Here is a 26,474-nt window from a genome sequence, read left to right as displayed (position 1 = left end):
ATTTATTAAATAATTATTACAATAACCAACTTTATGAATTGGCAATCAGTCACTAAAGCAGTTGAGTCCGTACAGGAAGCAGTAGGCAGTATAACTGTTCAAACCGCAAAGTCAGTTGGACAAGTTGCGTCATCGGTTGGGGAAAAAGCCATCATAGACATGTCTGTTACGGGTGAAGCGATAAGTCAAGTTGCTACTAGCACAGTCAATTTATGTGGCACAGCTGTATTATCTGTTGGTGAAACGTTAGGTAATGCAGTTAATGGAACCGCAGAATTTACTCATGAAGCCGCATCAACTATGGGTAAAACAGTGAGTAACGCTATTAATGATACAGCCGAGTTTTTTGAGTCGCCAAATGAAAAAAAGCTGTGTAATGTGGTGGTGAGGGTGATAGTCAAAAGGCGAACCAGACTGGCTATCGAGGCAATACCTGGCATTGGTTTAGTTGCGGCAATAGTTGGTGATATAGCAGAAGAGATACTTGGTGAAGCTGCTGGGGAAGTAGCAAGCGACATAACTGCTGAAGTCGCTACTGGACTTTTAAATGCAGCTAGTGAAACTGAAATCAGCTAAAGCATTTTCTGCTTTACTCGTTTTCTCGTTCCCAGCACGACTGCTGGGAATGCATCTCTTGTGGCTCTGCCTCGCTATAATAAGGTAACACTATGGGTTTCACAAAAAGTAGACAAAAATGGACAGCCTTGTTTACTAGATCCTCGATCCCCCACGACATTTTCGGATGAAGGCTGTCCATTTTTGTCCTGGGTCAGCCCAAGGGACGCAACCGCTACCACGTACTAGGAACCCAGCCACACTTTCTCACCTGCACAGTGGTAAATTGGATGCCACTGTTTGGTAAAGTTGAATTCGCAGAAATTATTTTCAATTCTCTAAATTTTCTTCAACGACAGCAACGATTAAAGTTGTATGGTTACGTAATTATGGAGAATCATCTCCATTTAATTGCGTCAGCCGCAAGTTTATCTAAAGAAGTAGGCGATTTTAAATCATTTACGGCTCGTTGTATTATTGACTTACTTAAGAAAAATAACTTTAGCTATATTCTTAATCAATTTGAATTCTACAAACTCAAACATAAGACAAAACAAGAATATCAGGTTTGGCAAGAAGGTTTTCATCCACAAGCTATTTTGGATGAGGAAATATTTAAACAGAAGTTGGATTATATCCATAATAATCCGGTGAAACGTGGTTATATAGATGATCCGGCTCATTGGCGCTATTCGAGTTACCGTAATTATATGGGACAACCGGGGTTATTAGAGGTAGAGTTGATTGATTTAGGGGAGACAGAGCCTCACAGAAGACATTGCCAGCCAGAGTCTGGGAACGAGTTAAGATGAGGCATCGCTCATGAAGGCATTCCCAGCCAGAGTCTGGGAACGAGTGGACAGGAACGAGTTAGGCTAAAATTGGATGGTGAAGGTGGTTTTATTGTCAGCACTCTCTACATCAATTGTGGCTTTTAAATGTTTGACCATTTTCTTCACTAATGCTAATCCTAATCCAGTTCCACCGTATTTCCAGGGGTCATTTTTGGGAATGCGGTAAAACGGATCGAAAATGCGTGAAAGTTCATCTGAGGGTATCTCAACGCCGGTGTTGCTAACGCTAAGACATACTGTGTCTGCTTTCAAGTAAGCTGAAACTGCGATCGCTTCACCACCAGGAGTATATTTACAAGCATTATTTAACAATTCTGTGATAATACGCTCCAAATCTGTGATATCTATTTGTAAAGATGGCAGTTCTTTCGCAATACTTAAACTTAATTGTTGCTGCTGGCAGTAAATGCGTTCTCGATAAGGCTCGACGATAGAAGGAAGCCAGGTTTGTAAGTCAATGGCTATTAAAGTCATTGGCTCAATGTCGGCTTCGAGGTATGTTAATGTAAGTAGATCGTTAATTAATTTGCTTTCTCGTTCACATTCGTTTTCAAGTATCCCAAACAGTTGCGGAACTAATTCTATTTCTAATACTCCTTCTTGCTGGAGAACACTTTCTAATGTTTGCGCTGCAAGACTGATGCTGGTTATGGGGGTTCGCAATTCATGAGAAAGGGTTCGCAAAAAGTCGTTTTTCAGATGTTTGAGTTTTTCTAGTTCTTTAACTTGTGCTTGTGCAGCTTTGTAAAGTCGCGCTTGACAAATGGCGATCGCGCATTCGTTGGCTATTTGCTGTACTAGTTGAATTTCAAATTCTGCAAAAGCTTCTTGAGTTTGTCTTGTCAGCCACAGATTTCCCCAAATTTTTTGTGCGTCGAATATTGGACAAGCTAATGTCATTACAGCTTGAGGATTCACACCCACAACTTGGACAAATTGTAAAGGTTCTTTTTGCAACAATTGCTGATAAATTTCTGGAAAGTCTGCAATCTGTCTGCTCGATTCTTGGCATGGAAATTTGCTATTAGTGTATTCATAGGCAACTGTTGCCACACTACAACAATTGTTATAAAATTCAATTTGACAAGAATCAGCTTTCAGGACTTTTGCTAATTCCTGAGTTACTGTTTGCAAAACCTGTGTTTCATCTAAACTGTCGCGGATTTTTTCGGTAATTCGGCGCACAACTGCTTCATAGTTGAAAATTAACTGCATCTGCGAGTTAAACTGTGCTTTGAGAGTTTCTATTTGTTGCTGAAGTTGTGTTTGCTGTACGGCAATTCCTAATTGAGTAGCTATTTGTTTGAGCAAATCAATTTCTGTCTGTTGCCATTGACGTGGCGATCGGCAATGGTGGACAATCAGTAAGCCCCACAAATCCTGCTTTAATAAAATCGGCACGACGACGTTGGCTTTAACCTGGAAAGAGGCAAGTAAGTCAATTTGACAAGGATGCAAACCAGCCGCGTAAATATCTTCTAAAACTTGAATTCCACCACGTTTGTAACGTTCTATATATTTTTCACTAAAACAAGTATCTTTGATGTTTGTTCCTAGAAGAGAAGTACCAGCAACAATAGTTGATTCGGCAATTATAATCCCACTCCAATCGACTTGGAAGCGATAAATGATGACGCGATCGCTCTCTAAAAAAGAGCGAATTCTCTTTACTGTTTGATTGATAATTATCTGTAATTCTACACCAGAGTGAATTTGTTCGGCGATCGCTTTTAGAAGTTCCTCGCGCTGCGCGTCAATTCCCCCTGCTTCTGCTTGTTTGATAGCGGTAATATTCTTACTAGTGCCAATTAATCGATAAATCCGGGAATTACTATTTCGCAATGGTGTTAGCGTTGTTTTCCACCAACTAGGAATTCCCTGGAATTGCAAGCATTGTTCGTAGCAAATAGTTTTGCTGCATCGCACGCACTCACTATAATGCTGACGCACGTTTGCCGCATCGACTGGGGAAAGTACTTCTTCTGGTGTTTTCCCTCTCAAATCATCTTTACGAATACCAGTCCATCTTTCGTGAGTTGGATTTAACCCAACATACCGAAAATCCCCATTTTCTAAAACATCTACTACAAAGATTGATGCTTCAACAGAATTATATATGCTTAGTAGAAGCTGCTCGCTAGTACTTTCCTCATGAAGTGCGATGGGCAAAGCCCCGCCAGAGGCGATCGCACCCGATGGTGATGCTTGTATCAACTCTGCGGTTGATTCCAATGGATTAATATTCATGCGATCTTTGTCTAGTTTTGCTTTCTTCAACTCATGGCGGGTTGTATATATAATATTTCGATAAATTCTTCACTTCCCCGCAAACAATGTATTCCAGCGCGTTGACGAGAGCGATGTTTATATCTTTCTCGACTTTTCGTGCCAAGCTTTGAAGCTTAATTAATATCAGTTGAAAAAATCCTGCTTTTTAAAGGCGAAAATGCATTTGCAGGTTAAAGTAAATTTCCTAAATGTTATTTTTAATACTTTTTTCAAATATTTGCACAGACTTAATTATAAATCAATAATATTTTTATAATTCTTTACAATCTTACCGAAAAATTTTGTCAGCATTGATACCTGTAATAATAGCAACCAAAAGCCAAGTAATAGCTAAACCGACGATTTCGCCTAAAAATACCCTTGATAGACGGTACAAAAGCATACCAATGACAGAACCTACAGGTATAGCGATCGCCCAACTCAAAGAACTTATAAATATCCATCGCCAAGCCGAGGGAACAGACGGACAAATCGCCAGCCATTGAAAGAATCCGATAACAAAACCGCCAATTGCTGCATAAACTGAGCCATAAACGACTCGAAAGGGTAAAAATTGACTTGTAGAGACGATCCAACCCATAGCACCAACACTGATAGCCGTGATGACAATCCAACCGAAAACAGTTGATAACACCCACATCTTTGAGAAGATGCGTTGTCTGAGAAGGAAACTTTGAGGAAGTGCGATCGCACTTGAACCGATGGCAGCTTGTAAAATTCCCACATCTGCCTTTTCGCCAATTTCAACAAAAAGCAAACTGAGCAGAAAGCCGCTAAAAGTAGTTACAGTCCACAGCAAAGTGAACCCTAGTTCAGATTTTACAGGTTTTAGTACCATTATTTTTAAGGCAGCAATGATTTCTTAGCTGTAGCGTTGAAAATCTCACTAAAAGCCTGACGCCGTTGTTTTGGGGATTCCGGTGCGATGTAACCCCATAAACTTTCCCAGTAGAAAAAAGAGATACCATCAAAATGGCGATCGCGTACCATTCTCACTTGTTCTTTAATTTGGGCAATTTCCACAGAATCGCGTAAAGTACCTGTTGATATCCCTATTCCTACAGGTATTTGACTCAGCGCAAATTGTACCGCTGGTGCGCTGATTTCCGCCATAAAACTGTCAGGATCGTCTCGATATACCTGCAAAATCAACTCATCCACCAAACCTTTTTTTACCCAGCTTTCCCAATCTTGCAAGTAATATTTATAAGCAAAAGCTTGAGAATTCGGCGATAGAGATATTTTCGCATTCGGTTTAACTGCTTTGACAGCTTGATAAATTTCCGCCATGAAATCTGTAATTTTATCCGCTCGCCAACGCATCCATTCTGAGTTAAAACAATCTGTAGGGGGACTTTTACCTTGATGTTCTTGTTGATAAACTTTGACAGTGAAAGCATCATAACCGAACTGTACAGGCATCGCAAAGTGGTCGTCAAGCTGAATACCATCGACATTGTAATTACTAACGATTTCCAAAATTAACGCTTTAATAAACTCTTTAACTTGCGGATGGAGAGGATTCAGCCAAGCCACCTTATTTACACCGTTGTTAATTTCTTCCGGAGGACTTTCTTGAATAGATTTAATACCCGATTGCCCAATAGTCAACCAATCTGGATAACTTTTTGCCAATTGTGAATTATGGGGTATCATCAACCCATATTCAAACCAGGGAATCACACTCAAATTTTTAGCTTGAGAAAGCTTGACTAAGCTTGTTAAAGCATCTCGTCCCCCGTGCATGAATTTCAGCAAAGGTTGAGAATCTGAACCAGTAATTTGTTTAGCAACAAGACTTTTATAAAAAGTATATCCTCGATTCCAAACGACAGGATAAATCGTATTAAAATTGAGCCTTGATAATTGATTTAAAGCGCGATTGATACCCCAAGGAACAAATAGCACACCACTTGCCACATTAGTCAGCCAAACGCCACGAATTTCTGTTATTTCCGGTGAATTTATACTTTGAGTATTAACAGGTACAGGTAGCGAAAATACTGTTAAATTGAGTATTAATCCTAAATATAATAAGTAAAATAGACAACGACGAGCAAAGCGATTCATTTGTGGCTTTGACTAACTGTTCTCGGCTATTGTAAACTACAAACTAAAATATTCTCAATCCGGATTTTTATCGGCTTTTTATAAAGAAAAAAAAACAAAGTTTATCTGTGGTTTAAAATACATTTAAAGTAAATTTTTATAATAAATGAGAACGTGAAACTCTTTTTTACTCTTCCTCTGTGTTCTCTGCGTCTCTGCGGTTCGTTTCTTTCCGAAAAGCCTTTTTTACGAATTATTTAAGATAGCTACATATTCAAAGTTTCTGTACTTATATTAAGTAGGTGGGTTAAATTAAATATAAAACCACTAAGAAGCTGTGTTACCGCCGAAAATACGGTATCTCATACCATTAATGGTGCGTTAAACTTCGTTATAACGCACCCTACAATATCTGTATTGTATTACGCCAAGGCGCGAAATTTAAAAGCGTTCCACACCTTCAAACTGCTGCTTACTTGCAGAAGCAGCTTCACCACAAGTACGCGGTGTGGGAAAAATCTTTCCAGGATTTGCTAAACCTTGAGGATTAAAAACTTGCCGAACCCATTGCATAGTTTCTAAATCGATTTCGCTAAACATATCTGGCATATAACATTTTTTATCTGCACCAATGCCATGTTCACCAGAAATACTTCCACCTACTCTCACGCAAAGTTTAAGAATTTCTCCGCCGACTTCTTCCACCTTTTCTAATGCACCCTCCACGGAATTATCAAATAAAATCAGCGGGTGAAGATTGCCATCTCCAGCGTGAAATACATTCGCAATTTGATAACCAAATTTTTGACTTAATGCCTCAATTTCTTGCAAAACGTAAGGTAATTGCGTGCGGGGAATTACACCATCTTGAACATAATAGTCAGGACTTAAATTTCCCGCAGCGGCAAAAGCGGCTTTGCGTCCTTTCCACAATTTTAATCGCGTTTCTAAGTCACTAGCAGATGTAATGTTACGCGCACCATTCTTGAGACAAATTTCTGCAACGCGCTGTTTATTTGCTGTAACTTCCACTTCTAAACCGTCGATTTCTACTAACAAAATTGCCGTTGCATCGCGGGGATAACAATTTGTAGCAACTACATCTTCCACAGCATTGATGCTGATATTATCCATCATTTCCATCCCACCGGGAATAATGCCGGCGCTGATGATGTCAGAAACACTTTCCGCTGCGGCTTCAACTGTGGTAAAATCTGCTAGAAGGACGCAAATTGATTCTGCGCTTTTGAGAATTCGCAAAGTAATTTCTGTAGCAATTCCTAAAGTGCCCTCGGAACCAACAAATATACCTGTTAAATCATAACCAGGCATTTCCGGAATTTGTCCGCCAATATCGACAATTGAACCATCAGGCGTGACAATTTTCAATCCGAGAACGTGGTTAGTGGTGACACCGTACTTCAAGCAATGTACTCCACCAGAATTTTCTGCGACATTGCCACCAATTGAGCAGATAATTTGACTCGAAGGATCGGGAGCGTAGTAAAATCCAGCACCACAAACAGTTTGTGTCACCCAATTGTTAATTACCCCAGGCTGAACGACTACGCGCTGATTTTCTAAATCGACGCTGAGTATTTGCCGCATTAAAGAAGTGACAATTAAAACGCAATCTTCAATTGGCAAAGCACCACCAGATAAACCGGTGCCAGAGCCACGGGCGATAAAGGGGATAGAATAGCGATCGCATATCTTCACGACTTGGGCAACTTGTTCTGTAGTTCTTGGCAAAACTACCACCGCTGGACGTTGACGATAGCTAGTCAAACCATCACACTCATAAGTAATCAGTTCTTCTCGACGCTGTACTACCCCATTTTTGCCCAGTACAGCCTCAAATTGCTTAATAATCGGTTTCCAGTTGCGTTGTTGTTTATCTTGGGTAAGCATAGGTGAAATGCACTAATTTTCAACGATTTTATAAATATTGTTACAGTATTTATGTGAAAGTAACATCTAGTAATGCAAGACTAGTTGTCTTTTGCTTTAATTTTCCTTAATTACTGTGAATTCTCCAAATTGAGTTTGATTCAAATCGGTTTCCCTAGGAATCAACTTATATGTACCTTTAATTGTCTTGTTATTAATAAATTTGCCACTCATGCGTATATTCCATATTATCCGAATACAGAAAGTGCGATAAGCAAAGCTTAAAGCATAAAGGCTAATCGCACTTTTACTTTTTAATCAACTAACCTAGAAATAACACTTGAAATTTGTAGATAAATTTATGGTTGAGCAACTTTTAATCAATAATGATGATTACTACGTGCCAGATGCTAACCAGCTAGTCACTGAAGATGATAAGCCTGTGGATAATTTCGCTTCCGAAAAACAACAACGCCTTTCAGTCGGTTCTCTTTATAGTTCTCAACAAAATCAAATTTTCCTAGCCGCTGCTAATGTCGGCATTTATCATACAGACGGTGAGCCTCCCATTGTACCCGATATTTTCCTCAGCTTAGATGTACAAGTTCCTCAAAATTGGTGGGAAAAGCAAAATCGTTGTTACATGGTTTGGCGTTTTGGTAAACCCCCAGAAGTTGCAATTGAAATTGTCTCAAATAAAGAAGGTGATGAATTAGGGAGAAAACTAGAAATTTATGAACACATGCGGGTGAGTTACTACATTGTATATGACCCCACTCAGCAATTAGGACAACCGCTACGCATTTATGAACTTAGAGGAAGGCGTTATTTTGAAACTACAGAAACTTGGTTAGAACAAGTTGGTTTAGGTTTGACTCTTTGGGAAGGAGAATTTGAAGGTAGACAAGATATTTGGTTGCGTTGGTGTTACAAAGATGGGAATATTTTGCTAACTGGTGATGAACGCGCTTTTGAAGCTGAACAACGTGCTTTTGAAGCTGAACAACGTGTTTCCGAAGCTGAACAACGTGTTTCCGAAGCTGAACAACGTGCCCAATTACTAGCAGAAAGGCTGCGGGCTATGGGCGTAGATCCAAATAGCCTTTAGAGACATTACAAAGGCAGTTTACAAGCTTTTTCACCAACTTCCATTTGAGATGCTGGTAAAATTTATCTGTTTATATTAAGGATAGGTCTAATAGATACCACCTCTATAGCAATTCTCCTAAAAGGTGAAATTAGCGCGTATTTGTACACAACTCTTAACCGCTATATTACTTCAAGAAGCTCAACTAATATCGATCGCTTATATTTTTGTACTTCAGCCTATTCTACTTTTTGATACTAAAAAAATAGGGTAATGGAAAGTACCAAAATTACCCTATCAAAAGTTATGAATTGTTAATTAACTCGTGTACAGACGTTCGGTGTGGAACGTCTCTACTGAATGTTCGGTGTGGAACGTCTCTACTGAATTACGCAAACGCAGCGGTTTTTACATCGTTGTTCGCGAGAATTTCTTGCAACTCATCAGCATCCACAGTTTCCTTATCAACCAGCATTTGCGCGATGAGGTCGAGAATGTGGCGGTTGCTAACCAAAACATCTTTAGCACGTTGATAAGCTACATCCACAAGTTTGCGGACTTCTTCATCAACGGCAGCAGCGGTTTCTTCCGAGAAATCGCGCTCTGACATGATATCCCGACCGAGGAACATATTACCTTGCTGACGACCGAGGGCAACTGGACCCAAGCGATCGCTCATGCCAAATCGTGTTATCATCTGCCGAGCAACACGCGCTACTTGTTGCAAGTCGTTAGAAGCACCTGTAGTCACTTCCTCTTCACCAAAGATAATTTCTTCAGCAATCCGACCACCCAAAGCTACAGCCATCTGATTTTCCAAATAAGCGCGGCTGTATAAACCAGTGTCCATCCGGTCTTCGCTGGGGGTAAACCAAGTTAAACCACCTGCACGACCGCGAGGAATAATGCTAATTTTTTGCACTGGGTCATAATCTGGCATCAAAGCACCAACTAAAGCGTGACCGGCTTCGTGGTATGCTACCAATGTCTTGCGCTTTTCGCTCATTACTCGGTCTTTCTTCTCTGGACCTGCCAACACGCGGTCGATCGCGTCGTTGATTTCATCCATTGAAATTTCCGTCAAATTGCGTCGTGCTGCCAAAATTGCCGCTTCATTCAACAAGTTGGACAAATCCGCACCGGTGAAACCAGGAGTACGACGGGCAATTTTATCCAAGTCCACATCCTTCGCCAAAGTCTTGCCACGAGCATGAACTTTGAGAATTTCACTGCGTCCGCCGTAATCAGGACGATCCACCACAACTTGACGGTCAAAGCGACCCGGACGCAACAATGCTGCATCCAATACATCCGGACGGTTGGTAGCAGCAATAATGATAATGCCGGTGTTGCCCTCAAAGCCGTCCATTTCGGTCAGCAACTGGTTGAGGGTTTGTTCGCGCTCATCGTTACCACCGCCTAAACCTGCACCCCGCTGACGACCTACAGCGTCAATTTCATCGATGAAGACGATACACGGAGCATTAGATTTAGCTTGCTCGAACAAGTCACGCACGCGGGAAGCACCTACACCCACGAACATTTCTACGAACTCGGAACCAGAGATGGAGAAGAAGGGAACACCCGCTTCCCCGGCTACAGCACGAGCTAGTAAAGTTTTACCTGTACCGGGAGGACCAACTAGCAGCACACCTTTAGGAATTTTTGCACCAACTGCGGTAAAGCGATCGGCGTTTTTGAGAAAGTCTACAACTTCGTTTAATTCCAGCTTCGCTTGGTCGATACCCGCAACATCACCAAAGGTTACTTGGGTTTGTGGCTCCATTTGCACTCTGGCTTTAGACTTACCAAAGTTCATTGCTTGGCTACCCGGACCATTTTGGGCACGACGCAGTAGAAAGAATAAGCCAACTAAAAGCAATACTGGGAAAAATAAGCTGCTGAGTGCCTTAAACCAAAATCCTTCATCGGTTTGCGGCAAAACAGAAATATCAACGTTTTTTGCGGTGAGAGTATTGATCAGGTCTGGATCGTTGACCAAGGTGACTATAAACTGGGTTCCTTGATTCGACTTGACAAGAGCCGTAGACCGATCTGCACTTAAACTGACTTTTGCAACGTTATTGTTTTCAACTTCTTGAATAAACTGACTGTAACGCCATGTTTCTCTGCTTTGGGGTTGTTTGTCAAAGAATGCTGTTCCTAAAGCTATGACAACAATAAAAAGCAGCGCGTACAGCCCCGCATTTCTCCATCTTTTATTCACGCTCGGTCAATCCTCCAATACTTTTTGTGCGAAGGCAAGTGCATCTCTGTTAGGAGAGGGCATTATAAGAATTATGTTAACTTATCTTAAGGTATATCAGATTTCCGCACCCTCATGCTAGAAAAAGTTGCCGCAATTGCTGAAAAATCGGATGCCTGGGATCATATTCTAGCTTTCCTGTCGGCTGAATGACGGTGTGGATGGGGATAAGTTCGACTACACAATTACTGTAAGCGATCGCCTCAAATTTTTTGACTAACTCTGGTGTCCAAGGTTCCTCTCTCACCACTTGCTGCTGAGTGTGAAGGTAATTTATCAATTTCTCACGCATAATTCCTGGCAAAATTCCCTCTGTTGGAGGCGTCCGCCAACAGCCATCAAGCCATCCCCAAAGATTGCCGGTACTCGTTTCTAACCAATTTCCCGCTTTTGAAACTAAAATTGTTTCTTGAGCATTCAACTTTTGAGCGCTATTTTTTGCCAACCAAGCACTCAGGTAATTTCCAGTTTTGTGAATCGCAAGACTGCGATAATATTCCGGTATGGAAACGGTGCATTCAATACCATTTATTTGCTTATAAGTCAAATCCGGGATTAATAATCTGCCAGTTATCCACTCTCGTCCATCAGGAAAGACAGTAATTCTCAGAATAGGAAAGTGTGCCATGATAAGTTCTGCGCCTTGACGCAGACGCTTCCAGTCTGGTTGCTGCCAACCAAAAGTTTGTAAACTAAATTGCAGGCGATCGCAATGTGACACCCAATTAGTTAAACTACTATCCAGCTTGCCATAAACCCGCAGCGTAGTAAAAACCGTCGCTCCATAAAGTAACCCCGGATCGTCAATTGCTAACTCCAGAGTTTGAGACTCAATTAATTTGCCGTTATACCAAAACAAAGCAAGCGTTAGTAGTTATAAGTTAGAGGTTAGTAGTTATAAGTTAGTAGTTAGAGGTTAGAGGTTAGTAGTTAGTAGTTAGTAGTTATTAGTTCATATTAGCAACTAATACCAATTCTCTGTAAAAATGTTCTTAACAAGCCCGCTAGTCATGGCTTAGTTCGTTTAGCCCCAGGCTTCCAGCCTGAGGCGAATAAAACGCAACATCACAGATAATTGGTATAACAACCAACGACCAACCACCAACAACTAACCACCAACCACCAACCACCAACCACAAACAACTAACCACCAACCACCAACCACCAACTACCAACAACTAACCACCAACCACCAACCACCAACCACCAACAACCAACCACCAACCACTATTCAATCTTTCTTCGGAAACTTAATTTGATTTCCTTGAGGAGTACTGATTACCTTTCCTCCCAAAGCTTCGATTTGTCCAATTGCTATTTTACGGGTTTTCTCATCAACATGATTATTTAAAACCATTGCCCATGAAGCAATTTGAGCATGTTTGCTATCAGGATTATGACTGAGAAAATCAGCAGTTTTTTGAGAAATAGTTATAACTTGTTTACTTTCTTCATCTGAATAGTTATTCGCCCAGTTTGCCGCCGTTTCAAAAGATTGTCTTGCGGCGGTCGAATTACCTAAAAATAATAACTCATCAATTCCTTTATAACGCCACACATAATAAGATTTTTCTGGAACCCAAGGAGATAGTGACTTTAAACTTTTTTCCATTAAGGCAACAGACCTTTTTGGCATAGCAGCATACATAGAAGTACTAGTAGAAAGACCAATATAAGCTGTTAAAAATCGCGGATCGTTTCCCAAAATGACTTCAAAATATTCTGGACTGAGACTGTAACCTGTTTTTTCGCGAATTTCATCATCACCAAAGTATTGCAAAAAATCGAGATATACCCAATCGGCAATTAAGTTTTTATAGCCGAAACTGGGCATATTTTTCAGAAACATAAGACGTAATTTTTCTGATTTAATTTTTTTTTCGATTTTGAAAGATGCAATATTGCTACTGTTATGTTTTTGCAGTCGCGTAAATTGGATTAATCCAACTCCGATGATGCACAAAAAAATTAGAAAAAAAGTAGTCACACTTTGACGAGATAAAGAGAACATTCTGGTTGTTGAAAAATAATCAAACTACAGATATATAGTTCCCATAAATACAACTTAAATAACACGTTATGTGTGAAAAATTTTATTTACGCCAGAGAATGTTCGCTTATTTACTTAGGAGCCTTGATTAAAGATAATTGAGATGGCGTTTCCAAACAACAGACAGATGTAGATGCATCAACCAAAAGCTCAAGAGAGAAAAGTGGTTCCTTGCCCGTTGGCAGAAATACAGTACCCATGAGAACTGCAAAGAACGATTTTGAGCGATCGCCCTGTTATGGTACTGTTGGTTCTAAGGTTGAATCCAATCCAAAGTGCTAGCAGTGAGCATGGCGATCGCTCCACCTAGCAGCCATTGCCACCGTTCTGGTAATAGAGATTTGGCACTAACTTTCATGCTTATTTTTTTCTACACCTTTTGGTCAGATTGTCTAGATATTTTGAAAAACTACCTCGCTAGGCTGAGGGATTAGTTCTGACAATTATTAAAATTTTTAAATAGTTGTTAATTTATCTTGATTTTTGGTCAGACCATGAAAAAGAGTAACAGCATTTTAGCAAAAGTATTGTTCAGTGCAATTAGTGTAGGCAGTCTTGTTGCTCTGTCTGCCTGTAACAACCAGCCGGTTGCCGAAAATCCAACAGTTCCTCCCGCTACAGAAACTCAGACAACCCTTCCCCCGACAACAACGGAAACTCCAGCAACTACCGTTCCTTCTGCCTCACCAACACCCGCAGGCACAACTGCAAACCAAAATTTGGGAGAATTGGCACAGACAGCAGCCAGTCAGGGTTCATTTACAACTTTAACAAAGGCAGTACAAGCCGCAGGCTTAACTGAACAATTGACTGGGAAAGGACCTTACACAGTATTTGCACCTACTGATGCTGCTTTTGCCGCATTACCAAAAGGTACTGTAGACAAACTCCTCAAGCCAGAAAACAAATCAAAATTAGTCAAGCTTTTGGGATATCATGTTGTACCCGGGCAAGTCACCTCTAGCCAGCTAACATCTGGACAAGTCAAAACAGTAGAGGGTACTCCTGTGACAGTAAAAGTTGATAGTGCCAGCAACTCAGTCACAGTCAACGGTGCTAAAGTCGTTCAAGCTGACATTCCCGCTAGCAATGGCATTGTGCATGTAGTTGACAAAGTAATTCTGCCACCCAATTTTAAGTAAGTCTTAAGCACCGTCAGCGCAAATATAGTTAAGCCAACTAAATAACCCCCTGTTTACGCTTCGCAGCAATAACTGGGGGCTTTTTCGTGCCTTGGTTTTAAAAGAAGTACACAAAAATTTTGTTTGAGAAAAATTCTTATTAAATAGTTTTACTAACGCACTTTAGTTAATTGTTATGTTTAACCATTTAAATGTCATTTACCCTGCCAGTTGAACTTTTGAAGCTGAAAAATAAGGCAAGCAGAAATCTAAACTAATTCACAAAAAGGATTTTTTGTCAAGTTTTTTCGGAAAGGATTCATGATTTTCCGTAATTTGGTTAAATTTAGTGCAAGTTAGGTAGCCCTACTACTGAGGCTCTAATAGGAGCGATGGAAGTAGTCTAAAGTTTAGTAGTCGCAGCTTCACCAAAGCATCTACAAAGAAGTAATGCGATAAAGCCGTATAAATGACCCTAGTCCTTGCTCTTGGCTCAAATTTCTGGCTTTTAAGCGCTCTCCAGCAGCTTGTGAAAAACTTGTTAATATCTTCATCTGCTGTAGCACAAGTGACAATTTCGCATAAATGTCATGCAGTTTTGACCCTTTGTAGGCTAATATCTATAATCTTATGTGTCAAATCTTTTGTGAATTGATTAAAATATCGTTGTATACAATAAGAACAGTTTGTCAAGTTTCATAAGGCTGAAATCTCACTTCTTGCGCTAAGGTGTGATTAAGACCGAATTGAGAAAGCGCTGATTCTGCCCAATACCTTAACTCCTCAGTTTAGGTGATTGGAAAAAAGCCAGTTGAGTGCTTGAATATGAGCAACACAACTGTTCAGTTCGGAAACTAATGCAAGTGGGTAAGCTTAATCAATCATAAAAACAACAAGCTTGATGAAGCACTCATAGCATCTCAACTGTTTAGCTTTAAGGCGATGTCTAGTTTACGCAAATTATCACTCAGTAAGATATGAAGTAAATGTAAAAAGGGCTGCACTCAAACATCTAAACTGAGTTAACATTAAATGCACGGTTTCTAAGTAGCTAATGTTTTACATCATACTTAGAAATTAGAGAAAGGCAAGTATACCTCAGTTTGAATGTAATGATAATGCCACTGTAAATCCGAAAAAGATTTGGCAAAATTTAAGGGTATAATTACTTTTTTCAATACTTTTTAGGTGGAACAGGCTCAACTTTACTTAAAGACTTCATTGTAATTACACAAAAAGAGTGCAATTTCTGTGAAACAGGCTACAATCGGAACAGTCTTTACATAAACATCTCCCAACAGTCATATTAGTTTTATATGGAGTGGTGAGTTTTTTAGAAAGATGAGTCTTTTTTAGACCAGTTAGTCAAAAGTGATGTGTAACAGCAACACTTATGGCGTTTAGTTTCATCATCAGAAGTCGGTTGAAACGGCGGCTTCGCACTTAAGCTACAAATACCTCCCTTGGGAGGCGTAAAGATTCCGGAAATATTAGTGGCTTTCTTTAAGCCCTGTATTTTCGCTTGTCAAAAAGCTCATTTATAAGAGCAGTAAAAACATCTTTCCTGAATTGATTCTGCAAGGAGCATGAGGAACGCGGCATGAACCAGGCTAACAACGTACTCGAAAGCATTTATCAGCCTGACCTAGAAATAATGAATCAGCCTGAGCTCGAGTTAGAAGAACTCTTAATCGAGGATGAAGAGGACTTGCTTATTAACGATGAAGGCGACGATGAATTTTTAGAGCCTCAGTCTGATGAGGACGACGCAAAGTCTGGGAAAGCCGCTAAATCGCGTCGCCGGACCCAAAGCAAGAAAAAGCATTATACCGAAGATTCGATTCGGCTTTACTTGCAAGAAATTGGTCGTATTCGCCTTCTTCGGGCAGATGAAGAAATTGAATTGGCACGAAAGATTGCCGACTTACTGGAATTAGAAAGAGCACGCGAAAAACTTTTAGATCAGTTGGATCGCGATCCGAAGGACAGCGAATGGGCAGAAGCAGTGCAACTGCCGCTACCAGCATTTCGTTATCGCCTACATGTCGGTCGCAGGGCGAAAGATAAGATGGTGCAATCTAACCTGCGCTTAGTAGTTTCAATTGCCAAGAAGTATATGAATCGTGGCTTGTCCTTCCAAGACTTAATTCAGGAAGGTAGCCTAGGTTTGATTCGCGCTGCCGAAAAGTTTGACCACGAAAAAGGTTATAAGTTTTCTACATACGCTACGTGGTGGATTCGTCAAGCAATTACTCGTGCGATCGCCGATCAATCTCGCACTATCCGACTTCCGGTTCATCTTTACGAAACCATCTCTCGGATTAAGAAAACCACCAAGCTGCTTTCTCAAGAAATGGGTCGCAAACCCACTGAAGAAGAAATCGCTACTCGTATGGAAATGACTATTGAGAAGCTGCGGTTTATTGCTAAATCTGCACAACTGCCGATTTCTTTAGAAACGCCTATTGGCAAAGAAGAAGATTCTCGACTCGGCGATTTTATTGAGTCAGATGGCGAAACCCCAGAAGACCAAGTTTCCAAAAATCTTCTGCGCGAAGACCTAGAAAAAGTCCTCGACAGTCTTAGCCCCCGCGAACGCGACGTTCTCAGACTGCGCTACGGTTTAGATGACGGTCGCATGAAGACTTTAGAAGAAATTGGACAAATTTTCAACGTCACCCGCGAACGAATTCGTCAAATTGAGGCGAAAGCACTCCGCAAGTTACGCCACCCAAATCGCAACAGCGTTCTCAAGGAATATATTAGGTAGTTAAGATTTAGAGTTAAGAGTCAACAGTCAACAGTCAAGAGTCAAAAGTCAAAAGTCAACAATACTTCGACTATTTACTCTTGACTATGGACTCTGGACTATTGACTAAAAATTGTAAAAAACCTGGAAGTGAATTAACACTCCCAGGTTTTTTATTTATTAAGATATTTATCGTTTTAAATATTACAGGATGCCCCAGAAGTGCAGGAAACCTTCACCAGAGAATATCTCAATTAAAGCGGCGGCTAAAAAGCCAATCATTGCCAAGCGACCGTTCCAAATTTCTGCTTGTGGGGTGAAGCCCCAACGCCAAGCATTGCGATCGTCCATTACGGGGGCGGAAACTTTTGTTGTGTTTTGCATGGTTGGCACTCCAAAGTGGATTTACGAAACTTTGTTACTCTATGTAAACTAATATAACAATCTTTTTCTAAGATGCAACATAATATTTCAAATCTTGTGATATTTTATTGACTTTGATAGCGATCGCTGATATTGAGAACAGACTAAGAAATCCACTTGAACGTGAATTTTTAAGGCTGAGGTTACAAAGCGCTTCAGTTTTGCTTTGTCACAACTAATTAGATTTATTGAGATATTATTTCAATTAGTATATCTGTTATGGTGTCAGATATTAAGACTTTTTTACCTAATCTTTGATATTCTGTGTGAATGCTGCTGTACACAGTCCTTTGAAGTATTAGTAATAATTAGCATTTAACAACAGAAGAGACGTTCGATCCAGAACGTCTCTACTAGTGAGGTAAGTTTTGTGGATTTAGTAGTTCACGAATAGACTTGGGCAACGGTGATGATTTTTTCATCGCGGTTAAGCTGAAGAACGCTTTCACCGGTAGCATCTCTGCCTAACAAAGGCACTGTTTCTACACTTAGACGCACTACCCGCTCTCGATTTGTTACTAGCGCTACTTCAGAAGAAGCGATCGCCATTACCATACCAGCTAGGTTGTCAGTTTTACTTTTAAACTTCAGCGCTTGCGTACCCAAATCACCCCGATTAGCTAGTTTAAACTCCTTCACCGGTATTCGTTTGGCATATCCTTCTTCAGTAACCAACAACAAATTACTATCCTTGGCAAATGTTACACAGCCGACCATTTGCTGATGTTTCAACAGCCGTAATGCTTGCAACCCGACAGCAGTACGACCCATAATCGCTAATTGTTCATCATTTACCGGAAACCGCAACAATCGCCCACCGGAACTGGCAACAATTAGATGTTCTCCAGGAGTAGTGAATTGGCTAAATAACAATTCATCATCGTCTTTCAGTTTTAAAATTGTAATTCCGCGACGAGTCAGGTTAGTAAATTCCCCTAGGGAAAGGCGCTTAATTCGTGCCTGCTTTGTCAAAAGAATCATTTGCGAGGTTTCGGCGTTTTCTGGCAGTACAAAGCGGTTGATAACAGCTTCTTGAGAGCCTTGAGCGGTACTACTGAGCATGGTTATCAGCGGTTTTCCCCGTGGAGAACGTCCAGTAGTTGGGGGAATGTCTCCCACGTTCACAGGGTAGACTTTACCACCACTAGTTAACACCATTAACTCTTTGTCTGTATCAGTTACTGCTGTTTGGATAATAAAGTCATTATCCGACAAACCGTTGTCAGCTTTCGGCTTTTTAGCTGATGGCTGAGTGCGGCGCACATACCCCCGGTGGCTAAACTCTAAAACAACTTCTTCTACAGGTTCTTCGGATTTTGGATTTTCGATTTTGGATTTTAAATTTTCTTCTTTGTCTCCTTGTCTCCTTGTCTCCTTGTCTTCTTGTCCCTTTGTCTGGGTATCAAGAGCCAAAAGCTTGGTACGACGAGCATCGCTGTACTTGCGCTTGAGAGTACGCAAGTCTTTTTTCAGCGCTTTAAGTAACTCTTTTCTGTCGTTAAGCAACCGTTGTAATAATTCAATTTCCTCAGCTAATTGCTCAAACTCCCGCTGTAAATTTTGCTGTTCTAAACTGGTGAGACGTCGCAACGGCATTGCTAAAATGGCATCTGCTTGGACTTCAGTCAAATCAAGCAGGCTACACAGATCGATTTTTGCGCTAGCACCATCAGCCGCTTGCCGCAAAATTTCAATTACATCATCTAAGTTAGATAATGCTTTGAGCAAGCCGTCGAGCAAATGTAAGCGATTTTGTGCTTTTTCTAACTCGTGGCTGTAACGCCGATTAAGAGTGTGTTCGCGGAAACTTAAAAATTCCTGCAACAAATGACGCAAACTAAGCTGGCGCGGTTGTCCATCAACGATCGCTAAAAGAATTGCCCCAAAATTAGTTTGCAGAGCGGTTTGGTGATATAAATGCCCAAGAACATCTTGGGGATTAGTATCGCGTTTGAGTTCAATGACTACGCGCATACCTTCGCGATCGCTTTCATCCCGCAGATCGGAAATTCCTTGCAAGCGACCTTGATTGACTAATTCCGCTACTTTCTCAATCCAAGCTGCCTTATTCACTTGATAAGGCAATTCCGTAATGATAATTGCTGTTCGCCGTTTGCTACCCCTAACAGGTGCAATTTCCTCTATTTGGGCAACTCCTCGCAGCACAATACCACCCTTACCTGTGCTGTATGCCTCGCGAATGCCAGCATCACCAATGATTTCCCCGCCGGTGGGAAAATCTGGACCCGGAATTAGCTGAAATAATTTTTCATCACTTAAATCGGGATTGTCGATTAAGGCAATTAACCCATCAACTACTTCCCCTAAGTTGTGCGGTGGAATATTTGTTGCCATCCCGACCGCAATACCCGCACAGCCATTTAGCAACAAGAACGGCAACTGCGCCGGTAACACTGTCGGTTCTTGTTGGGAATTATCGAAGTTACCGATAAATTCCACCGTTTCTTCACCAATTTCTGTCAGCATTCCCTCATGGCTAATGGCTGCAAGGCGCGTTTCTGTGTAGCGCATCGCTGCGGGTGGGTCGTTATCCACACTGCCAAAGTTGCCATGTCCTGCCAATAAGGGATACCGACTAGAAAAATCCTGCACCAACCGAACCAAAGCGTCATAAACCGATTGGTCGCCGTGGGGATGATATTTACCGAGTACGTCTCCGACTACACGAGCGCACTTACGATAGGGTCTGTCAGGGGTTAAACCGAGTTCGTGCATCGCATACAAAATACGCCGATGCACTGGTTTTAAGCCATCACGCACGTCTGGTAACGCCCGCCCGACAATCACACTCATGGCATATTCTAGGTAAGACCGTTGCATCTCCGTGTGCAGGGCTGTGGTGATTACCTGTCCCGTTGGGAGAAGATTTAACTGTTTTGCCATGAGTTTTTTCCCTGAATTTTCACTACACAAAAATCTCTATAAATGAACACAGCAGCAACCACAGCATAACGGATGAAATGAAATCAAACACAAAATCTTGACACTCATAAGGCAAAAATCAGTAGTATTATCGGTCATACGACGGAGATACACATTGATTTTTTTAAAGTAGACAGACAACTGTTTTGATCGACGTGGTAAGTTCCCTCACCTCTATAAGTTAAATTCTCATGAAAACTGTTTTGATTGTCGAAGACGATCTGATTAATGCTCGTGTTTTTTCCAAAATTTTGACCAAGCGCGGTGGCTTGGAGGTAAAACATACTGAAAATGTGGAAGAGGTAATGAAAATTGCCTCTTCCGGTGAAGCAGACATTATTTTGATGGATGTTTCTCTCTCAAGAAGTGTTTACCAAGGTAAGTCTGTTGATGGTATCAAGATTACACAAATGTTGAAATCAGATCCACAAACAGCAAATTTACCTGTTATTTTGGTAACGGCACACGCGATGGAAGGCGATCGCGAGAACTTTCTCAAGCAAAGCGGTGCTGATGGTTACATCTCTAAACCAGTTGTTGACCATCAACAATTTGTCGATCAAATCATCGCACTGCTACCCAAACAGGACAATTGACAATTTATTTAGTAACCGTCGCCCGTCAATATGTTGGGCGACTGTTTACTTTTCACACTTTAGTATATATGTACTGTTAAATGGTGCTTTTAAGCAAGGGGGGATTGGGAGTGGGGTTTCACAAATAATAGACAAATATGGACAGGCTTGTTTTGTAGATCATCGATCCTTCACGACTATTTTTTGATGAAGCCTGTCCATATTTGTCCAGGTTTAGCCCAAGGGGAGTGGGGGAGATGGGGAGATGGGGAGATGGGGAGATGGGGAGATGGGGAGATGGGGGAAAGAATTATTTTTTTTGTCCCTCTGTCTCCCTTGTCCTCCTTGTCCTCCTTGTCCCCCCTCTCCTTGTCCCCCCCTCTCCCTCTTATTGCGGCTGTCTATTGACTGACGGGGTTTGCTTTGGCTGGCGGGCGGCTTGAATGCGAGGTAATTCGAGGAATTTCTTCGTATCAGCGAGCAAGCGATCGCCCCAGAGATTCTCCTTCAGGAAAGTCAAATCACCATAGCGCTCGTCGATTCGCATTGCAGCTTCTCCCATTGCCAAACCGGAAGCGCGATCGCCTTTAGTATACAGTGCCACTGCCAATGCTAATAAAGGTTCTGCGGCTTGTTTTTCTAGGGCAACAGCCGTTTGCCATTGCTTAATTGCGCCGGGGATATTGCCCTGTTCGTAGTTAATTAACCCGACGTTGTTAATCGCGGGCCAGAATTTTTTGTCAGCGGCTACTGCTTTATTGTATTGGGCGATCGCTTCTGGAAATCTACTCAGCTTATAGTAGGCATTCCCTAAATCAAACAATCCCTCTGAGTCATTGGGTTTTAACTTCAAACCCGCTTGATAATACTCAGCCGCAGCTTGGTACTTTTGCTGCTGAAAATTAGCTGAACCCAAAGCAAACTGAACGTCAGCATTCTTCGGGTTGAGAGATTGTGCCTTATTTAAAGCAGCGATCGCCGTATCCAACTGCTTGTTTTGCAAATACAAGCCACCTAAGAGAAACCATACTTTATCATTCTTAGGAGCAAGTTGAGTTGCCAGCCTTGCTCTGGGTAAAGCCATTTCCGTCTGTTGAAACTGCGCTAGTTGAGCCGCTTCTTGTGCCAGACTCAACCCCTGCTGCTCCAATTTAGCTGTATCAAGTTGCAGTGTATGAGGAATCAATGCCTGTGCATGAGCTTTATAAGGCAAACTCCAGAAACCACAGGCAACTAAAAGCGAAATTAATCGAACTAATTTGGGCACACTAACGCCTCTTAACCATAAATCTAAAGATTCTTTCAGCTAGCTTAAACGATCTAAGCTCTGAGCGACAGCTAAATTTTGGAGTTGGGCATTGGGCATTGGGCACGCTCGCATTGGGCATTGGGCACGCTCGCATTGGGCATTGGGCACGCTCGCATTGGGCATTGGGCACGCTCGCATTGGGCATCGGGCATCGGGCACGCTCGCATTGGGCATTGGGCATGGGGCATTGGGCATCGGGCATTGGTGTTTAAGTGTAGAACGAGACATTCCCAGTTAAATGCTTAAAGTTTCATGTTCAGAAGCTCAAGTTTCATGTTCAGAACTCGAAGTTTCATGTTCAGAACTCGAAGTTTCATGTTCAGAACTCGAAGTTTCATGTTCAGAAGCTCAAGTTTCGTGTTCAGAAGCTCAAGTTTCGTGTTCAGAAGCTCAAGTTTCGTGTTCAGAACTCGAAGTTTCCTGGCAGAGCCAAAAAATGCAGTTTTTAAAGCTTGTGCCTTTATTACTAACAGTCGAGGCAGCAGCCCACTGAATGCATTCCTTGCCAGAGGCTAGGAACGAGAGAACGAATTCTTACCCATTCCCCATTCCCCATTCCCCATTCCCCATTCCCCATTACCCATTCCCCATTACCCATTCCCCATTCCCCATTACCCATTACCCATTACCCATTCCCCATTCCCCAGTCTCCAGACTGATTACTCATGATTAAAGTCACCCGTTCAGGTGAAGTGATTTGTAAGTATATAAGGTTAATATGATAAAAAACTTAAGTTAATGTAAATTATCTTTTACGAACGTAATCACGGAATTCTCGATTTGCCGCACCACAGACAATTAATCTTGCCTAAGACAAAGAGCTGAAAATTACCCTTATACAACTTTTGATTGGTAACTTCCTCAAGTTGTTGAAGCGCTTATCAACCGCCAACCCGCATCATTTTTTACAGGCTATATATGACTACGCAAATAGAAGTCCCCATATTTGGTAAAGTAAAGAATCCATTCCGCTGGCTGATTGGGCTGATGGCTGCTGGTGTGGTGGTTGCTGGCGCAACGACGACATACACCTTTGTAAATCAGGGTACACGCAAAGAGGATATTACGCAATTAACTGTGCCAGTGTCAGCGAAAAACGTTACTTTGCGGATTACCACTAGTGGTAAGGTTGTACCAGTTCAAAGCGTGAATATTAGCCCGAAAAATCCGGGAACCTTAAAACAATTGTATGTTGAGCAAGGCGATCGCGTCCAAGCAGGACAAATTCTTGCCCGGATGGATAGTGCAGACATTCAAGCAAGAATCCAGCAATTTCGCGCTTCTTTAGCTCAATCTCAGGCTCAGTTAGCCGAAGCACAAGCCGGAAGTCGTCCTCAAGAAATCGATCAATCGAAAGCGCGTTTATCACAAGCCCAAGCGCAATTAGCCCAAGCACAAGCGGGAAATCGTCCTCAAGAAGTTGCTCAAGCTCAAGCTTTGGTAGATGCAGCTCAAGCAAAGGCGAATTACAGTAGCGAACAAGTCAAGCGTTACCAATATTTATATCAGCAGGGAGCAGTTCAAAAACAAGAATTAGATCAATTTATCAGCGAAGATAAAAGCGCGAAAGCGAATTTGCTTGAAGCACAAAAGCGATTATCACTGCAACAAGCTGGTAGCCGTTCCGAAGAAATCGCTCAACGCAAAGCCGCAGTAGAAGAAGCAAAAGCGCAGTTGCGGTTGTTGGAAAATGGCACCCGTCCGGAAGTTATCGCCCAGCGTAAAGCAGCTGTGGCATCAGCGCAAGCTCAATTGAAGGCGGAGCAAGTTAATTTAGATGAGACGATTATCCGCGCACCTTTTGCAGGAATTGTCACCCAGAAGTATGCTAACATCGGCGCGTTTGTCACCCCAACAACTTCTGCCTCAAGTAGTGCCTCAGCAACTTCTAGTTCAATTGTCGCTGTCGCACGCGGTTTAGAAGTGCTAGCGCAAGTCCCCGAAGCTGATATCGGCAGAATTAAACAGGGACAACCTGTGGAAATTGTCGCCGATGCTTATCCAGATCAAGTTTTTAAAGGACGTGTACGCCTAATTTCTCCAGAAGCAGTAGTAGAACAAGGTGTAACATCCTTTCAAATACGGGTTGCATTGGATACGGGCGCAGATAAATTGCGTTCTGGCTTAAATGTCGATTTGACGTTCTTAGGCGATCGCCTGTCAAATGCTCTGGTATTACCAACGGTGGCGATTGTTACCGAAAAAGGTCAAACGGGTGTGTTGATACCCGATGCAAAAAATAAACCCCAGTTTCGCGAAGTCACAATCGGTTCGCAAATCAAAGACCAAACTCAGATTTTAGAGGGAGTTAAAGCAGGCGATCGCGTCTTTATTAACCCTCCTAAAGAATACAAAAAAGAGGAGTAATGGGCAATGGGCAATGGGCCCTATCGCAATGGGCCCTATCGCAATGGGAATAAAAAGAAGTTTCCGTATTTCTATGCGCTATGCCCCATGACGGCAGGTGCTCTACTTGGGTCGCCACCCCGCTCTTGGGGGTTCCCCCGTTGTAGGGAGTGGCGTGAGACCCCAAGACCGCACTGCCTCCCCCATGCCCCATTCCCCATTCCCAATTCCCAATTCCCAATTCTTATGAACATTCTCGAAAGTGTCAAAATGGCAGGGACAACTCTGCTGTCAAATAAGTTACGTAGTGTCTTGACAATGTTAGGTATTGTCATCGGTAACGCCTCGGTAATCGCGATGATTGGTATCGGGCAAGGTGGACAAAAGTACGTTAATAAACAGCTCGAGTCGTTGGGACCGAACGTGTTATTTATAATTCCCGGTAATCAAGAAACTCAGCGCATTTCCAATGAATTGCCAAAAACTCTAATTTTAGAAGATGCAGAAGCGATCGCTTCTCAAGTCCCAACTGTAGCAGCTGTGACGGCGGAGTTAAACAGCAGGCAGGTGGTAACTTACCGCAACCGCAACACCGATGTCAATATTATCGGTACGACTCCTTCGTTCTTGGTGGTGCGCGATTTTGAAACGGCTTTAGGACGGTTTTTCACCGACATAGACATGAAGCGCAGCAACCAAGTTGTTGTCTTGGGTGCTGATTTGGCAGAAAAACTCTTTGGTAATGCTAACCCCATCGGGCAGCAAATGCGAATCAAAAATGCCAGCTTTCAAGTAATTGGAGTGCTAGCAGCTAAAGGTTCGAGTGTAGGTGCAGATTACGATGAAGCAGCATTAACACCCGTCACCACCTCAGCAAATCGCTTGGTGGGGAAGACTTCTCCTTATGGATTGGAGGTAACTTATATCGTCGCTTCAGCGAAGAATTCAGACAGTGTAGATGCAGCAGAGTTTCAAATTACTAACTTGCTGCGACTGCGACACAAAATAATTAACGAAGATGATTTTACCATCCGCGCTCAAAAGGATGCACTGCAAACCGTCGGTCAAATTACTGGTGCGTTAACAATTATGCTAGCAGCGATCTCCAGCATTTCCTTAGTCGTCGGTGGTATTGGCATCATGAATATTATGCTTGTTTCCGTCACCGAACGCACTCAAGAAATCGGATTGCGAAAAGCGATCGGCGCAACTCAACAAGATATTCTGCTACAGTTCATCATTGAGGCAGTAATTCTCTCAGCCGCTGGTGGGTTAATTGGCACTGGAATTGGTATCGGTGGCATTATGCTAGTAGGAGCGCTGACTCCTTTAGAAGCGTCAATTTCTCCTGTAGCGATCGCTGTTGCCGTTGGCGTTTCTGGTGGTATCGGTTTATTCTTTGGTGTCGTCCCCGCACGTCGCGCTGCTAAACTCGATCCGATTGTCGCGCTACGTAGTGCTTAGGTTAATGGCAAGATGGAAAGATTGGCAGACAAGGGTAAGTTTGGAAATTTGAAATTTCGTGTTCTGAACTCGAAGTTTCGTGTTCTGAACTCGAAGTTTCATGTTCTGAACTCGAAGTTTCAGCCTTTCAACTCGAAGTTTCAGCCTTTCAACTCGAAGTTTCAGCCTTTCAACTCGAAGTTTCAGCCTTTCAACTCGAAGTTTCATGTTCTGAACTCGAAGTTTCAGCCTTTGAACTCGAAGTTTCGTCAAGATTTACGCAAGTGTCACACAGAGAACTTAAATTAGACTCGTAGTAAGCAATGCGCGTGCTTATTTTAAGCACTGAAGTGCTTACTACGGATTTCTATTCACGCTTTAACTGATTCCACGGAATTCCCCACTCTCTTACAGGCTGGGGATGGATAGTGGGGTTTCACACTCATGTAGACAAAAATGGACAGGCTTGTTTTAAAGATCCTCAACACGATAGCGAGTCACAAAGGATGAAGCCTGTCCATTTTT

22 protein-coding genes are annotated in these 26,474 nt (G+C 42.0%); 11 read left to right on the top strand and 11 right to left on the bottom strand.

Annotated features, from left to right (window positions below; genetic code table 11):
• Window positions 1–33 precede the first annotated feature (33 nt).
• Together PI95_RS13475 and PI95_RS13470 are read left to right on the top strand one after the other, a co-directional pair.
• Window positions 34–576: a hypothetical protein gene (locus tag PI95_RS13475; RefSeq protein WP_039740977.1), complete on the top strand. Its 543-nt coding sequence runs from the start codon at window positions 34–36 to the stop codon at window positions 574–576.
• Between the two features lie 173 nt (window positions 577–749).
• Window positions 750–1,367 (top strand): REP-associated tyrosine transposase, encoded by a 618-nt coding sequence (locus PI95_RS13470; protein WP_444881577.1) that lies wholly within the window; start codon window positions 750–752, stop codon window positions 1,365–1,367.
• Window positions 1,368–1,430: 63 nt separating this feature from the next.
• Here the strand turns inward: PI95_RS13470 and PI95_RS13465 are convergent, their stop codons facing one another.
• The 4 genes from PI95_RS13465 to glcD form a co-directional block, all read right to left on the bottom strand.
• Window positions 1,431–3,656, bottom strand: coding sequence for a PAS domain-containing sensor histidine kinase (locus PI95_RS13465; RefSeq protein WP_039740979.1), 2,226 nt, complete (start codon window positions 3,654–3,656; stop codon window positions 1,431–1,433).
• Window positions 3,657–3,966: 310 nt separating this feature from the next.
• Window positions 3,967–4,536 carry a hypothetical protein gene (locus PI95_RS13460; protein WP_039740981.1) on the bottom strand — a complete coding sequence of 190 codons (570 nt, stop codon included), beginning with the start codon at window positions 4,534–4,536 and terminating at the stop codon, window positions 3,967–3,969.
• Window positions 4,537–4,541: 5 nt separating this feature from the next.
• Complete coding sequence (locus PI95_RS13455) at window positions 4,542–5,768, bottom strand: glycoside hydrolase family 10-like protein (protein ID WP_039740982.1); 1,227 nt, start codon at window positions 5,766–5,768, stop codon at window positions 4,542–4,544.
• A gap of 420 nt (window positions 5,769–6,188) precedes the next feature.
• Window positions 6,189–7,658, bottom strand: a complete 1,470-nt coding sequence (gene glcD / locus PI95_RS13450) for a glycolate oxidase subunit GlcD (protein ID WP_039740984.1) — start codon at window positions 7,656–7,658, stop codon at window positions 6,189–6,191.
• Window positions 7,659–7,998: 340 nt separating this feature from the next.
• Between glcD and PI95_RS13445 the strand changes: the two genes are divergently transcribed.
• Window positions 7,999–8,745: a Uma2 family endonuclease gene (locus tag PI95_RS13445; protein ID WP_039740986.1), complete on the top strand. Its 747-nt coding sequence runs from the start codon at window positions 7,999–8,001 to the stop codon at window positions 8,743–8,745.
• A gap of 367 nt (window positions 8,746–9,112) precedes the next feature.
• Here the strand turns inward: PI95_RS13445 and ftsH3 are convergent, their stop codons facing one another.
• From ftsH3 to PI95_RS13425, 4 genes are all read right to left on the bottom strand, one after another.
• Window positions 9,113–10,951: an ATP-dependent zinc metalloprotease FtsH3 gene (ftsH3, locus tag PI95_RS13440; RefSeq protein ID WP_039740989.1), complete on the bottom strand. Its 1,839-nt coding sequence runs from the start codon at window positions 10,949–10,951 to the stop codon at window positions 9,113–9,115.
• A gap of 112 nt (window positions 10,952–11,063) precedes the next feature.
• The gene (locus tag PI95_RS13435) at window positions 11,064–11,849 is read right to left on the bottom strand and encodes an aminotransferase class IV (protein ID WP_039740992.1); all 786 of its coding nucleotides are present in this window, start codon (window positions 11,847–11,849) and stop codon (window positions 11,064–11,066) included.
• Window positions 11,850–11,994: 145 nt separating this feature from the next.
• Window positions 11,995–12,165 carry a hypothetical protein gene (locus PI95_RS13430; protein WP_163518868.1) on the bottom strand — a complete coding sequence of 57 codons (171 nt, stop codon included), beginning with the start codon at window positions 12,163–12,165 and terminating at the stop codon, window positions 11,995–11,997.
• A gap of 56 nt (window positions 12,166–12,221) precedes the next feature.
• Window positions 12,222–13,001: a hypothetical protein gene (locus PI95_RS13425; protein ID WP_039740994.1), complete on the bottom strand. Its 780-nt coding sequence runs from the start codon at window positions 12,999–13,001 to the stop codon at window positions 12,222–12,224.
• 533 nt (window positions 13,002–13,534) lie between these two features.
• On the opposite strand from PI95_RS13425, the gene PI95_RS13420 reads away from it, so the two are divergent.
• Both PI95_RS13420 and rpoD read left to right on the top strand, forming a co-directional pair.
• Window positions 13,535–14,182 (top strand): fasciclin domain-containing protein, encoded by a 648-nt coding sequence (locus PI95_RS13420; protein WP_039740996.1) that lies wholly within the window; start codon window positions 13,535–13,537, stop codon window positions 14,180–14,182.
• 1,579 nt (window positions 14,183–15,761) lie between these two features.
• A complete protein-coding gene (gene rpoD / locus PI95_RS13415; protein WP_039740998.1) occupies window positions 15,762–16,931 on the top strand; it encodes an RNA polymerase sigma factor RpoD in 1,170 nt (389 codons plus the stop codon).
• A gap of 183 nt (window positions 16,932–17,114) precedes the next feature.
• Here rpoD and PI95_RS13410 read toward each other — a convergent pair whose 3' ends face one another.
• Window positions 17,115–17,294, bottom strand: a complete 180-nt coding sequence (locus PI95_RS13410) for a CAB/ELIP/HLIP family chlorophyll-binding protein (RefSeq protein WP_039741002.1) — start codon at window positions 17,292–17,294, stop codon at window positions 17,115–17,117.
• Window positions 17,295–17,717: 423 nt separating this feature from the next.
• Complete coding sequence (gene gyrA / locus PI95_RS13400; RefSeq protein ID WP_039741006.1) at window positions 17,718–20,237, bottom strand: DNA gyrase subunit A; 2,520 nt, start codon at window positions 20,235–20,237, stop codon at window positions 17,718–17,720.
• Window positions 20,238–20,467: 230 nt separating this feature from the next.
• On the opposite strand from gyrA, the gene PI95_RS13395 reads away from it, so the two are divergent.
• Window positions 20,468–20,872, top strand: a complete 405-nt coding sequence (locus PI95_RS13395; protein ID WP_089125371.1) for a response regulator — start codon at window positions 20,468–20,470, stop codon at window positions 20,870–20,872.
• 367 nt (window positions 20,873–21,239) lie between these two features.
• Here PI95_RS13395 and PI95_RS13390 read toward each other — a convergent pair whose 3' ends face one another.
• Window positions 21,240–22,118, bottom strand: coding sequence for a tetratricopeptide repeat protein (locus tag PI95_RS13390; protein ID WP_039741008.1), 879 nt, complete (start codon window positions 22,116–22,118; stop codon window positions 21,240–21,242).
• 91 nt (window positions 22,119–22,209) lie between these two features.
• Between PI95_RS13390 and PI95_RS13385 the strand changes: the two genes are divergently transcribed.
• From PI95_RS13385 to PI95_RS13365, 5 genes are all read left to right on the top strand, one after another.
• Window positions 22,210–22,398 carry a hypothetical protein gene (locus tag PI95_RS13385; protein ID WP_163518867.1) on the top strand — a complete coding sequence of 63 codons (189 nt, stop codon included), beginning with the start codon at window positions 22,210–22,212 and terminating at the stop codon, window positions 22,396–22,398.
• On the top strand, window positions 22,399–22,653 hold the full coding sequence (locus tag PI95_RS13380; RefSeq protein ID WP_039741013.1) for a hypothetical protein: 255 nt from the start codon (window positions 22,399–22,401) through the stop codon (window positions 22,651–22,653).
• Window positions 22,654–22,833, top strand: a complete 180-nt coding sequence (locus PI95_RS13375; RefSeq protein WP_163518866.1) for a hypothetical protein — start codon at window positions 22,654–22,656, stop codon at window positions 22,831–22,833.
• Between the two features lie 245 nt (window positions 22,834–23,078).
• Window positions 23,079–24,527 carry an efflux RND transporter periplasmic adaptor subunit gene (locus PI95_RS13370; RefSeq protein WP_039741015.1) on the top strand — a complete coding sequence of 483 codons (1,449 nt, stop codon included), beginning with the start codon at window positions 23,079–23,081 and terminating at the stop codon, window positions 24,525–24,527.
• A gap of 225 nt (window positions 24,528–24,752) precedes the next feature.
• Window positions 24,753–25,970, top strand: coding sequence for an ABC transporter permease (locus tag PI95_RS13365; RefSeq protein ID WP_039741017.1), 1,218 nt, complete (start codon window positions 24,753–24,755; stop codon window positions 25,968–25,970).
• Window positions 25,971–26,474: the final 504 nt, after the last annotated feature.

This window comes from Hassallia byssoidea VB512170, assembly GCF_000817785.2.
In the GTDB taxonomy this organism is placed as follows: Bacteria; Cyanobacteriota; Cyanobacteriia; order Cyanobacteriales; family Nostocaceae; genus Hassallia; species Hassallia carrinoi.
Note: the sequence above shows the minus strand (reverse complement) of the source record. Positions and strands in the feature narration are given on the sequence as shown.

What these genes read in the sequence shown, in the direction of transcription:
- PI95_RS13475 (WP_039740977.1), top strand. Translation starts at nt 34, where the DNA reads ATGAATTGGCAATCAGTCACTAAAGCAGTTGAGTCCGTACAGGAAGCA.
- PI95_RS13465 (WP_039740979.1), bottom strand. Translation starts at nt 3,656, where the DNA reads ATGAATATTAATCCATTGGAATCAACCGCAGAGTTGATACAAGCATCA.
- PI95_RS13460 (WP_039740981.1), bottom strand. Translation starts at nt 4,536, where the DNA reads ATGGTACTAAAACCTGTAAAATCTGAACTAGGGTTCACTTTGCTGTGG.
- PI95_RS13455 (WP_039740982.1), bottom strand. Translation starts at nt 5,768, where the DNA reads ATGAATCGCTTTGCTCGTCGTTGTCTATTTTACTTATTATATTTAGGA.
- glcD (WP_039740984.1), bottom strand. Translation starts at nt 7,658, where the DNA reads ATGCTTACCCAAGATAAACAACAACGCAACTGGAAACCGATTATTAAG.
- PI95_RS13445 (WP_039740986.1), top strand. Translation starts at nt 7,999, where the DNA reads ATGGTTGAGCAACTTTTAATCAATAATGATGATTACTACGTGCCAGAT.
- PI95_RS13425 (WP_039740994.1), bottom strand. Translation starts at nt 13,001, where the DNA reads ATGTTCTCTTTATCTCGTCAAAGTGTGACTACTTTTTTTCTAATTTTT.
- PI95_RS13420 (WP_039740996.1), top strand. Translation starts at nt 13,535, where the DNA reads ATGAAAAAGAGTAACAGCATTTTAGCAAAAGTATTGTTCAGTGCAATT.
- rpoD (WP_039740998.1), top strand. Translation starts at nt 15,762, where the DNA reads ATGAACCAGGCTAACAACGTACTCGAAAGCATTTATCAGCCTGACCTA.
- PI95_RS13410 (WP_039741002.1), bottom strand. Translation starts at nt 17,294, where the DNA reads ATGCAAAACACAACAAAAGTTTCCGCCCCCGTAATGGACGATCGCAAT.
- gyrA (WP_039741006.1), bottom strand. Translation starts at nt 20,237, where the DNA reads ATGGCAAAACAGTTAAATCTTCTCCCAACGGGACAGGTAATCACCACA.
- PI95_RS13395 (WP_089125371.1), top strand. Translation starts at nt 20,468, where the DNA reads ATGAAAACTGTTTTGATTGTCGAAGACGATCTGATTAATGCTCGTGTT.
- PI95_RS13380 (WP_039741013.1), top strand. Translation starts at nt 22,399, where the DNA reads ATGCTTAAAGTTTCATGTTCAGAAGCTCAAGTTTCATGTTCAGAACTC.
- PI95_RS13375 (WP_163518866.1), top strand. Translation starts at nt 22,654, where the DNA reads ATGCATTCCTTGCCAGAGGCTAGGAACGAGAGAACGAATTCTTACCCA.
- PI95_RS13370 (WP_039741015.1), top strand. Translation starts at nt 23,079, where the DNA reads ATGACTACGCAAATAGAAGTCCCCATATTTGGTAAAGTAAAGAATCCA.
- PI95_RS13365 (WP_039741017.1), top strand. Translation starts at nt 24,753, where the DNA reads ATGAACATTCTCGAAAGTGTCAAAATGGCAGGGACAACTCTGCTGTCA.